The organism is Thalassovita taeanensis (assembly GCF_900110775.1).
Lineage (GTDB): Bacteria > Pseudomonadota > Alphaproteobacteria > Rhodobacterales > Rhodobacteraceae > Litorimicrobium > Litorimicrobium taeanense.
On sequence record NZ_FOEP01000027.1, the window covers coordinates 1 to 11,571 of the forward strand.

Genomic DNA, 11,571 nt, shown 5'->3' on the forward strand with positions numbered 1-11,571 from the left:
TAATTTTCTCAGGTCGCATGTTGGTCAAAAAAGTGTGTTGGATCACCCGGCTTCAAACAGCTCATTCATGAACTGGATTTCGCCCCTGACGCCTGGTTGTCTGTTGTGGATATGTCCGCGTTTGATGATGCGCATTGTCTCGATCCCGCTGAGGGTTGCTTTCGCACTTCGTAAAGATCGAAAGCTCTGACGGTATCCAAGTAGCCGCTTCATGGCTGCGTGGTCGCTCTCGATCAAGTTGTTTCGCCGTTTCTTGTCGATATGCCGAATACTGTCGAAATGTGGGTCGTATCGATGATTGATCTCGCGAATAACACGTCGGTAGGTCGGGGCTTTGTCGGTACATATCGTGACGGGGCGATGCAGTCGCACGCGTTCAATCGCTTTGTTGAGAAAGGCTTTAGCAGCTCTTGCATCGCGCCGCGCGGTGAGGCGAAAGTCAATCATTTGGCCATTTGCATCGACAGCACGCCACAAATAACGCCACTTGCCACCGACGCGGATATAGGTCTCGTCCACATGCCAGTCTAGGCTCGCACCGCGCAAGTGCGTCTCGGCCCGCTTGGTCAGTTCAGGGCCGAACTTCTGCACCCACCGATAAACTGTGGATCGGTCAACCGCGATGCTGCGCTCTTCCAGCAGGTCGACGACGTCCTGATAGGAGAGCGGATAGCGCAGATACCAACGCACGGCGCACAAAATGATGTCACGTGGAAAACGGTGATGCTTGAACGGTGACGTACGCGGCATCTTCGACCTCAAAAACCTAAACTTGGCCAAACCCGGCGATTAATGCAACAGTCCGCTGCGGCCCGCCACAAGAAAATTCCCTTGCTATCATTTATGTTGTTTCGTATCAATACACCGTTATAGATGGAGTCGGTATCATGAAGCACATGGTCCATAGCGTGGCAGCCGCCGTAACAATCAGCATAACCGGTCTAGTGGGCTCAGCCGCCCCTGCCCAAGCCTATCAGGTCGACTGCGCGATACTCCTGTGCCTTGCTGGGGGATGGCCTGCATCCGCACCTTGCGCGCACGCGCGGGCAGTTTTCATTCGCCGGATCACCCCCTGGCCGATCGAGCCGCCGTTGCAGATCTGGCGTTGCCCGATGGGGGCGTCTTTCAACGAGTCTACGCCGTTGTCACCTATGAAGCGGCTCGATGACATCGTGTTCCGTGATCAGCCCTTGATCCAGCAGGAAACGGCTCCTCTGCCCCTGGTTCGCGTTCAAGCCGATGATCAAGCGGATATCGACATCTCGGGTGACGCCTTCAGTTTTGTGCGGAGCATCCGCATCTATCATATCCAGTTCAGCCAACGTCAGATCCCTGACGGGGACTGCGATCGAAGCGACTCGACGCGTCTGGGATCCTACCGTCTCCAAGGTGACTATCACTGGACAAGGTCCAACGTGGCCCAAGTGCCGGCCGCGTCTCAACTGACCATTCCGAACGGATGCGAAAGCTACGTCTTCCGGTCTGTCTTCGTCGACTGGCGTGATCACGCCGGGAACTACGATTCCGAAGAAGTCCACTACTGACGATCCAAGCGCCAGGTTTTCTGAGCGACTCTCACAAACCCCTGCACCGAAGGCTGTGCAATCAACCCAGAAAAGGTAACGACGCCAGACCGTTAAGCCTGACGTCGCGCTAGAAAAATCCATTTACACGAATTTCTAGCGCATTGTCCGAACTTCTGCAGCCAGCAAAGTTGTTTTGCTGGCAAGAATGTTGTTCGCTTGCGGCATGGTGTCGGCTTCTCAGGAGATCCCGACCATGGAACCCACAACCGGCTTGATACTACGACGTATTACGCAGACTGATCTTTCCGTATCCGCTCACAAACTTGCCACTCTCATCCTCGATGGTATCGCCTGGAAGGAGGGCTACAACGGGTTGTCACGCGGGACAGCCGCCTTCACCCTGTCTGTCTTGGCAGAGAAGATGGGCGTCTCGCGCCAGTATCTGACCGTCCTTTTGAGCGAACTCGAAGCGTCCGAACTGCATTTGAAACGCCAAAAAACCAATGGCAAATTTGCCCCTTGGCTCTTCCGGTTCTCAGCCTTTGATGAAGAGGAGAAAACCCATAATCTTGTGTCAGGCGAGGGCGACATATCACTATCTAGAGATAATAATAACAAAACTATGTTCTCAGGTCTGATTGAAGTCACCGCAAACTCGAACGTTTTTCAGACCTGTTGGGCAAATTTGATCAAGGCAGCGAAGACCGCCCTGCCCTGCTGGTACGTCGACACGCAAGTGATCTGGGATCGCTTCCTCGCGTTCAACCGGGCGCGAGGCAACGGCAGGGTTCCTGCAGGTTTCTTGCTTGGTTTCATGCGCCGATGGCGTACCGCGCCCGGAACCGCACCACGCTCGGAGCCCACTCCAGCGCCAAAGCGGGTAGTTGATCCAAATGAGCGTGAATTACTGGATCAGATCCAGGGTGCGCCAATTGCAAACCGCCAGTTCCACGCATCGGATCTGTGTAGCATCATCGGACAGGCGGCCTACGAAGCTCGGGTGCTAGACGTGACCCGCCGGTTCGGATGTCAAAGGTTCTCTGCAACGCTGGCTGTGCATGGTAGGGCTGTGTTGGCGGGGGAGATTTCTAGGTAAGGTCATAACTAGGGGCACCTCAGGTTCACTCTGGTTGTAAGTTGCAAACTCGGTGTAAAAAGCTGACAAGCTCGCGATTTACATGGATAAGGAATTACAAGAAGTGACTAAGGCCGAAGGAATCTATGGAAGTGACATTAGGCTTCAGGTGGTTGGGATCACAAGATTTTCATATCCAGCAAATATTGAAGCGTTCAATCATAGCGCTTCCACGTTGCAGGAGCTTCAAGAGGTACTTTACGCACATGAGCGTCTTGACCAGCGAATTCATCTGTTCGAACAGATAACCCTGCCAGCCATCAGAGGGCAATCCGACAAGGATTTCGCCCTCGCCATCCTTATTGGAGAGAACTTACCCTCCAAATACCAAGAAAAGCTGGAAGCTTTGACGGGAGATATCCAGCAGGTGCATCTCGTGCGAAAACCTGAAGGGAGCGGGCATAAGGAAATATGTTTAGAAATCCTTACGTCAATGCGCGACGCACAAAGTGATCTTATTGCGGAGTTCCGGTTGGATGATGATGATGCGGTAGCCGTTGATTTTGTCGAGCGGACTAGAACAATTGCAATGGAAATATGGCCTCTTGTTCGATCGCAAAAGCGGGTTGAGCTGGATTTCTGTCGTGGCTTTTTACTCGATGTTAAGGGCCCACGAGCTACCGCGCGTGAAATTGTTGTTCCTCATTGGACGCCTGCGCAGGTTTATTTTTGTTTGCCAAACTCTCCCCTTAGTATCATGAGCTATCGGCACACGAGGTTCTGGACCGGAAACACTTCACTGTCCGAGGCTAAACCGATTATGTTTGTGCGGGGAGTCCACGGCGACAATGACAGTTCGGTGAATTTCAAGAAACTTAAAAAAAGCATTAGACATATGCCGGAGGAGCGTGTGTTAAAGTTTCTTAAACAGCGCTTTCTAATCGACATCGAGAAAATATGATCCACATGTCGCCGTTTGGTAGTGTCGCAAATTTCGTAAAGGGCTGAGAATGTCGCGTAGACTGGACACAACTATCCAGCGAGCTCAGCGAATTTCTCGAAGCCAGACTTTCCTGACCGGTCGAATTTCCCTTTACAGATCATGTGAGCGATTTCGATGCCAGCTAGAGTGGCTACGACCGAATTTTTACCACGCAGCGACTCAAACGCTACCGTGGCCTTAAACTTGTCCGAAAAACTGCGTCTCTTGGTTATTCGTGTATCCTGTCATCAAGGTTGGATACATCTTAGCACGCAGGTCAATTTTGCCGGGCCACTTCAGCACGTACGCGATGCCGCCACCAAATTTCTGGTATAGGCTTAAACATTTGTTAACTATTTTGACTATAAGATCAATTTGCAATCGTGGGATGCTAGTGCAGAAGGAGTTTACTATCATATGAGAATGAGCTGCCCTCAAGTCACTCGAAACAGGATCCAAGAACTTGAAGAGGCGCTGGCGGAATATGCCGCGAAGTACGGATTGACTGATCGAGCAAGAAAAATTTTCACTGCGGACCGATATTTGTACACAGCCGAAAAGAAGATCAGCGTAAATGACGCAGAGAGATGATCTTTTGCGAATTTAAGGGCGTAAACGTTCTTAACGAGCCACTGCGGACATTGACCACAGCTTCCAGCGCAGGCACATATTTTCCGCATCGCGGCTCTTCATCGCTCGTGGGAACGTCTCTTGTTTTGCCGTTCAACGCACGCCTTCGCCCCCTGTGTCGTAGTGCATCCGCAAGAAGCTTGAAGACGGGCAGTTTCTGTCTTCGGCTTGGATAGTAAAAGGAACATGCTCGACACGAAGCATGGTTCTGAAAGTAATCCATTCATGGTCTTGAAATTCAGATGCCTTGGGAAAAAGGATAGGTCGTGCCGAAAAAATGCAAGGATATTGGTGATATGGCAAAAGGCAGGGCTCTGCATTATTAGCTCGGGATTTTCGTACAGACGTGCAGCAATGCTTCGCGCAGCATCTGTAACGATTGCAGGCTTTCGTTTTCTCGTAGGCTGACAAAGCAGGTCTGGATTGGCAGAAAATCAAGGTCGGGGGTTGTAAGAGGTACAATTTTTCCCTCGGCAGCGTGCGTTTCCAGAACGATTTTTGGCAGGCAGATCAGAAGCTCAATATTTTCGGCCAGCCGCAAAAGTGACGTGGGATCGGCCGAAACTTCTACAACCGGCGCCGGTGCCGTCACGCCACAGTTGCGAAAAGCCGTTTCAATGCTGCTGCGGTTGTTTGTATCGCCCGACGGCAATGCCCAAGGCCATTGCGTCAGTTCTACCGCCGAGACGCTGGACCGGCCCGCAAGCGGGTGATCGGTTGAACATGCCACCACCAGACCGGTTTCGGTCAAAGGCTCATACCGCAACGTTTCGGCCATTTGGTCGGGAGTTGCCGTCCAGTCGACGCGCCCGACATAGCAATCCAGATCGCCCTTTAGCAGACGGGACATCATGTTGCCGACTGTTCCTGCCTCGATCCGAAAGCGGATGTTAGCGCGATGTGCGTTCATCTGACGCAAGGCCGAAGGAACCAGCTCAAGCATCACCGCCGGATTGGTCCCAACGCGAACAACCGTTGGCAGATCGGCGTGCAAATCCGCTGCAAGGTTGTCAAATATGGCCAACCCCGTGCGCGCCCGTTGCAGAGCCACCTGTCCCAGCGGACTGAGTGTTGCGCCACGGACAGACCGGTCGACCAGCGTTACACCGAATGCAAACTCAAGGTCCTTTAGCATCTGCGAGACAGCCGGTTGGGTTAGGTTCAGAACCTCGCCCACAGCGCGCAAAGACCGATGGGTGTCGATCAGCTCAAGCAAGCGAAGCTGGCGCAAACGAAGTCGGTCAAGATGAGGGGCAGAAATAGACATAAGAAATATCTATCACATTCAAGAATCTTTCGGCTACTCCTTTCAACTGGCCTTCGTTACCCCTGAAACAGGGGAGCGTCGGCAGCCATGGAGGTGGTGCTGGCAAAACAGACAAACGCGACACCGGTAAGCCGGTCACGCTGTCTGTCAAACGGGAGGACATTTATGGAACGGGCAGACCTTATTTCGGGCGTGGTGCTGGCGGTCTTTGGGCTGATGATGCTGGCATTTGTGATCCCGATGCAAATCGAGCAGGCACCAGAGGGATATGTCTCGCCACGGCTGGTCCCCAACCTGGCGATGATCGTCGTTGTCGGGTTGTCGGCGCTGCTGATCGTAAAAACCCTGCGCCAGACGCAAAAGCCGACGTCGCTTCCTGAAATCGTATTTTCACGCAGCGAGATGATGGCCTTGCTGAAAATTTCCACAGTCTTTGCCGTCGCGCTGGTGTTGTTCTGGCTCGGCACGCCGCTTGGTGCAGGGGTGGTTCTGGTTGCGGGCACACTCATCTTTCTGGGCGAACGCAGGCCTTTGATCTTGACTTTGATGCCCGCAGGTTTGCTGCTGGCGATCTGGGTGCTTTTCTACAAAGTGCTCGGCACTGCGATCGTGTGATCGGGGAATGGAACATCTTCTTGTCGGTTTTCAAAATGTCCTGACGCCGGTCACATTGTTCTGGGTGACAGTCGGTGTAACGCTGGGCTACGTGCTTGGCGCATTGCCGGGGCTGGGCAAGGCTACGGGCGTGGCCGTGGCGATCCCCATGACATTCTACCTTCAACCGGTGGCGGCCATTGCCTTGCTGATCGGGATCGCCAAAGGCAGTGCTGCGGGCAGTGCGGTGTCGGCCATTCTTCTGAACACCCCAGGCGAACCTTCCTCGGCCCCCACGGCCCTCGATGGCTATCCGTTGGCGCGGCAGGGCAAGGCCCAAAAGGCGTTGAAAATGGGATTATTTGCCTCGGTCATCGGTGACTTTCTGTCCACATTGGTTCTGATCGCTTTGGCCGCACCGCTGGCGCGCTATGCCTTGTTGATCGGGCCGGTCGAACTGTGTGCCATATTGCTGTTCTCATTGACGTTCATCGGCGGGCTTGCCGGCCGCTCTATGCTCAAAGGGCTGATTGCTGCGGCCTTTGGCGTCTTTTTTGCGACCATCGGGATCGAAACGGAAACCTTTATCCCGCGGATGACCTTTGGCCTGCTGGAACTGGACGATGGCATATCTTTGATCCCGATGGCGATCGGGATGCTGGCGATTTCCGAAATGGTCATTCAGGCCGGAAATGCTCGCAAGATCGACAGTGAAGCAGAAAAGATCAAGGAAAGCGCCTCGCCGGACGACCGACGGGTCACGCTAGCCGAATGGCGTCGATGCCTGCCAGTGATCGGGCGCGGCACGCTGATAGGGTCGGTGGTCGGTATCCTTCCGGGGCTGGGGGCCAGCGTTGGTTCGTTTCTGTCCTACGGCGCGACGCAGCGGGCGTCGAAGGCGCCTGAAAAATTCGGTACCGGCATGATTGAAGGCGTGGCGGCAGCCGAAAGCGCGGACAACGCGGTTGTGCCTGCAAGTTTCGTGCCGCTGTTCGCGCTGGGTATTCCAGGTAGTGTGGTTGCCGCCATCTTGATTTCGGCGCTAGTGCTGCACGGGCTGACACCGGGACCGATGATGTTTGTAGAGCAGCCGCAAATGGTGGCCGATCTGTATGCAGCGATGTTGTGCGCCAGCCTGATCCTGCTGATTGTCGGCTACACCGGCCAACGCATTTTCGCACAGGTCATCCACGTGCCGATCAGGCTGATCATTCCGGCTGTGCTGTTTTTGTGCTGCGTCGGTGCCTACATGGACACGAACACGCTTTTTTCGATCTATCTGATGCTTGGTTTTGCGCTGTTGGGCTTTTTCGCGCGCAAGCTGGATTTCTCGTTTGTCACCTTTTTGATTGGCTTCGTCATTGGCCCCAATCTTGAGCTGACCTTTCGCCAGTCTCTGCAAATTCTGGACCATGATGTTATGCGGTTGCCTGCGCATCCCATCGCCATCCTCTTTGCAGTGCTGACCATTCTAACGGTCGTCTGGATCAACCGATCCAACAACCGCCATGCTGCGCAAAAAACGGCGCTGGCAGGACCCACAACAAAGCAATCGCAAATCTGAAAACTGGGAGGAAGACAGATGTACGCACCCAAACGAAGAATGTTCTTAAGGGCCGTAGCCGTGGCATTGATGGCGTTGGCCGGGCTGAACACGGCCCATGCCGAGGGTTATCCAGATCGCCCGCTCACTATGCTTGTGGGATATAAGGCAGGTGGGCAGACTGATCTGGTGGCGCGTGGCGTCGCCAAGGTTCTATCCGGCCAGCTTGGTGTTCCGGTCAACGTCGTCAACAAACCCGGCGGTGGTGGTATTCTGGCGGCACACGAGCTTCAGAAAGCAAAACCAGACGGCTACACGATCCTGTTCCACTCGAACAGCGTGATCAACACAGAGCCTTTCATGATGAAGCGGGTGAACTTCAAACCCGACGATTTTGAATACGCAGGCATGATTACCGCCTATCAAGTGTCGCTGGCGACGCAGAAAGATGCGCCCTACGAAACGCTTGCGGAATTTGTCGCATGGGCGAAAGAAAATCCCGGTTTCAGCTATGGGGCGCTTAGCCCGACGGCACGGATGATCATGGAAGTCATCGCCGAACAAGAAGGGCTGGATGTGAACATCGTGCCGCTCAAGGGGGGTGGCGACATGATGAACGCGCTTCTGGGCAAGCAGGTGGCCTTGGTCTTGTCGGGAGGCATTCACTACAAATACCCCGATGAGCTGAAATCCATTGTCGCGCTGACTACATTCCGCCAACCCTCGGCCCCCGATGTCGAAACCATCAACGAGGCGGGGTATCCGCTGGGCATGGACTCTCGGACCACGCTGATCCTGCCCAAAAACACCCCGCGCGCCGCGCTTGAGACGTTGAGCACGGCGTTGCAGGCGGCTGAAACTGACGCGGATTTTGCGAAAGTCGTGTCTGCGGCAAACATTCCGATCCTTTACATGGATTTGGATGCCGCCGCCGACGAGGTTCGCGAAAGTTACAAGCAGAACCAGACAATTTTTGAAAACGCCGGTATCGAACCCAAGTAGCCGGCGCGCCTCAGCGCCCGCGGCTTGGGTGAACAACCTTCCCAAGCCGCAACTTCAACTTCCTTTCATTGTTCCCAAGGTGAAGCAGACCATGTTCCAGCCACTTAAAGGCATCCGCGTCATTGACCTTAGCCAGATTCTGGCTGGGCCCTATGCCACTTATCAGCTTGCCATGATGGGCGCCGAAGTCATCAAGATCGAAAAGCCCGGAGAAGGCGACTGGACTCGGACGGGTGGACCTTTGCCGGGGCTGGCAGATCGGCGCATGGCGTTGGGTTTTTTGGGGCATAACGCAGGTAAAAAGTCTGTCACGCTTGACCTGAAGTCGCCCGACGGGTTGGAAATTGCGCGTCAGTTGCTAACGGATGCAGATGTGTTTGTCGAGAATTTCAAACCTGGCGTTGCGGACCGCCTCGGGCTGGGGTTCGAAACGCTGCGCGAGATCAACCCGAAACTGGTCTATTGTTCCATCTCGGCATTCGGACAGGATGGCCCGCTTAGCAACCGACCGGCCTATGACCATGTGATTCAAGGCATGTGTGGCATCATGCTGACCACCGGTAAACCCGGCGATGGCCCCGTCAAGGTCGGCGCGCCTTACATCGACTATGCGACGGGCATGAACGCAGCCATGGCGATCCTGGCGGCCCTGCGCGAGGTCGAGCGGACCGAGACCGCCGTGCAGGTCGATGTGGCCATGCTGGATACCGCGATGGCACTTATGGCATCTTTGATGAGCACCCATCTGACTACCGGCTGGAAGCCCGTCCAGAACGGAAACGAAGCGTGGAGCGCCAGCCCTTCGTCAGGCGCGTTTGACACCTCTGATGGCGTTCTGATGCTGGCTGCCAACCACGACGTTCAATTTCGAAATATGTGTAGTGCCATCGGTCGAGAGGACATTCTGCAAGATGCCCGATGGGCGCATGTAGCCGAACGGCACGCGAACTGGAAAAGCCTGCGCGAAACGCTGGAGCAGACTTTTCTATCAAAACCAGCCACCTTTTGGGAAGATACTCTTGCAAAGGCGGCTGTTCCCGCAGGGCGCATTCGCAGTTTGGATGAAATGTTGGCTGAGCCGCAGGTCTCTGTGCGGGGACTGACCAGAGAGATCCACGTCGAAGGCCACGAAGGGCCAATCCATATCCCGACCATGAGCTTTAAGGTCAATGGCGAAAACAGCACGTCTGATCTGGTGCCCCAACTGCTTGGTGCAGACACTGAAACGGTACTGCGGGCGGCAGGATATTCACAAGCAAAGCTAGACGCATTGCGGACGGCCAATGTGATTTAATGCGATGCCCGTTTTCGCGGGGGTAACTGGCCGTATTGCCGGACACCACCCTCCTGTCGATCATGAACAGTCCCAGTTGGCTGATGCCCCTGATCCAACACAGGATCGTGACCGCAACAGATTAATCGCCCAAAACGGCCCCGAACATGATGCCGGGCATTGCCAAGTTGTTTGATTGTTCTGAATTAGATACAGGGCGTCGCGTGGAAATACCGACTTCAATGCCGCGTCTGAAGGGCTTTCGCCACCCCCGTGAAGTCATTGCCTACGCGGTCTGGGCGTACCATCGTTTTGCGCTGAGTACGGCGGATGTTGAATATCTGCTTGCCGAACGTGGCGTGATGGTCAGCCGAGAAACAATACGCGGCTGGGTCAATCGGTTTGGAGCGCATTTCGCCGCGTGCATACGCCGTGACCGGCCGTGGCCGAACGACAAATGGCACCTCGACGAGGTTGTGATTCCGATCAACGGCATGACGCATTGGCTCTGGCGTGCTGTCGACGCCAACGGTGATACGCTCGATATTCTTGTCCAAACGCGCCGAAATGCGAAAGCTGCCAAGCGTTTCATGGCAAAGCTGATCGCGCAATTTGGCAAGCCAAGGGTTGTCATCACAGACAAGCTGCGTAGCTACATCACGCCGACTGCCCATCACCACAAAGGTCTCAACAACAAGACTGAAGGCAGTCACACGCCGACGCGACGACGGGAGAAAATCATGGGCCGGTTCAAGTCGCCCAGACAAGCACAACGTTTCCTTACCGCACACGACCAGATTAACAACATCTTCCGACCGCGTCGCTACAGCATCACTGTCATATCCTATCTCCATGCTCGGGTAGATGTTTTTTGCCTCTGGACAGACTATGCCGCTGAGATGGTGGCTTGAAATCAACTGAAGTGGCTTTCTAAAATTAATCCGAAACAACTTGGCAATGCCCAAACCGAACATAGAAATAGACCGCGTCCAGGATCACAGATTTCGGGTGGTGTGCGCCTTTGAAACTGACCAATCGCTTAAACCTTGAATGGGATGTCGAAAGGTCGCTCCATGAACGCCGCTGTCGAGAAGAGCAACTGGGCGTTAATACTTTGCGACACTACCCTTTAAAGGGCGCTGTTGCACGGATGCTGTGGAGCTCGGAACGCGCCCCACCCGAGACGGAATTCAGGCGGTGCGTTCGAAGCGTGGTCGGCCAAGTCCGGTCATTCGGTTTAGGGTCAGGACTCATAGCCAATAAATGACGAGTGCAGCAAGGGCGATGGCTGATAGGAAGACCTTCGGGCATCGGTCATAGCGGGTTGCCACACGCCGCCAATCTTTCAGCCTGCCAAACATGATCTCGATCCGATTGCGGCGCTTGTATCGACGTTTGTCGTATTTGATTGTTGTCTTGCGTTGCTTTCGGCCCGGTATGCAAGGGCGTATCCCCTTGTCTTGCAACGCTTCTCTGAACCAGTCGGCGTCATATCCGCGGTCACCGAGTAGCCAATCGACCTGCGGCAGACTGCCGACCAACGCCCGTGCGCCAATATAATCACTGACCTGACCAGCCGTGACGAACAGGTTCAGCGGGCGGCCGTGGCTGTCGCAGATGGCGTGCAGCTTTGTGTTCATGCCGCCCTTGGTGCGACCAATCAGGCGACCACGCCCCCC

At 54.6% G+C, this 11,571-nt stretch carries 11 protein-coding genes and 1 pseudogene; 8 read left to right on the top strand and 4 right to left on the bottom strand.

What is annotated here, in order from left to right:
• Positions 1-42: 42 nt before the first annotated feature.
• Positions 43-750 carry an IS6 family transposase gene (locus BSF79_RS19190; protein WP_090271430.1) on the bottom strand — a complete coding sequence of 236 codons (708 nt, stop codon included), beginning with the start codon at positions 748-750 and terminating at the stop codon, positions 43-45.
• A gap of 146 nt (positions 751-896) precedes the next feature.
• On the opposite strand from BSF79_RS19190, the gene BSF79_RS20155 reads away from it, so the two are divergent.
• From BSF79_RS20155 to BSF79_RS19205, 3 genes are all read left to right on the top strand, one after another.
• A complete protein-coding gene (locus tag BSF79_RS20155) occupies positions 897-1,544 on the top strand; it encodes a hypothetical protein (RefSeq protein WP_425443249.1) in 648 nt (215 codons plus the stop codon).
• A 235-nt stretch (positions 1,545-1,779) separates the two neighbouring features.
• Positions 1,780-2,622: a hypothetical protein gene (locus BSF79_RS19200; protein WP_090271439.1), complete on the top strand. Its 843-nt coding sequence runs from the start codon at positions 1,780-1,782 to the stop codon at positions 2,620-2,622.
• A gap of 82 nt (positions 2,623-2,704) precedes the next feature.
• Entirely contained in the window at positions 2,705-3,562 is an 858-nt protein-coding gene (locus tag BSF79_RS19205; RefSeq protein ID WP_090271431.1) for a glycosyltransferase, read from the top strand.
• Between the two features lie 71 nt (positions 3,563-3,633).
• On the opposite strand, the pseudogene BSF79_RS20340 reads toward BSF79_RS19205, so the two are convergent.
• Positions 3,634-3,747, bottom strand: a pseudogene (locus tag BSF79_RS20340) (IS6 family transposase); the annotation flags it as partial.
• Positions 3,748-4,535: 788 nt separating this feature from the next.
• Positions 4,536-5,444 carry a LysR family transcriptional regulator gene (locus BSF79_RS19215; RefSeq protein WP_175545387.1) on the bottom strand — a complete coding sequence of 303 codons (909 nt, stop codon included), beginning with the start codon at positions 5,442-5,444 and terminating at the stop codon, positions 4,536-4,538.
• Positions 5,445-5,645: 201 nt separating this feature from the next.
• Between BSF79_RS19215 and BSF79_RS19220 the strand changes: the two genes are divergently transcribed.
• From BSF79_RS19220 to BSF79_RS19240, 5 genes are all read left to right on the top strand, one after another.
• Positions 5,646-6,095, top strand: a complete 450-nt coding sequence (locus tag BSF79_RS19220; RefSeq protein WP_175545388.1) for a tripartite tricarboxylate transporter TctB family protein — start codon at positions 5,646-5,648, stop codon at positions 6,093-6,095.
• Between the two features lie 7 nt (positions 6,096-6,102).
• On the top strand, positions 6,103-7,638 hold the full coding sequence (locus tag BSF79_RS19225) for a tripartite tricarboxylate transporter permease (RefSeq protein ID WP_090271435.1): 1,536 nt from the start codon (positions 6,103-6,105) through the stop codon (positions 7,636-7,638).
• A 69-nt stretch (positions 7,639-7,707) separates the two neighbouring features.
• Positions 7,708-8,619, top strand: a complete 912-nt coding sequence (locus BSF79_RS19230; protein ID WP_245776460.1) for a Bug family tripartite tricarboxylate transporter substrate binding protein — start codon at positions 7,708-7,710, stop codon at positions 8,617-8,619.
• 91 nt (positions 8,620-8,710) lie between these two features.
• Entirely contained in the window at positions 8,711-9,913 is a 1,203-nt protein-coding gene (locus BSF79_RS19235; RefSeq protein ID WP_090271437.1) for a CaiB/BaiF CoA transferase family protein, read from the top strand.
• A gap of 203 nt (positions 9,914-10,116) precedes the next feature.
• Positions 10,117-10,803, top strand: a complete 687-nt coding sequence (locus tag BSF79_RS19240; protein ID WP_090271441.1) for an IS6 family transposase — start codon at positions 10,117-10,119, stop codon at positions 10,801-10,803.
• Between the two features lie 339 nt (positions 10,804-11,142).
• On the opposite strand, the gene BSF79_RS19245 is transcribed toward BSF79_RS19240, so the two are convergent.
• Positions 11,143-11,571: IS5 family transposase (locus BSF79_RS19245; RefSeq protein WP_139246503.1), on the bottom strand; the 429-nt coding region annotated here is incomplete at its 5' end.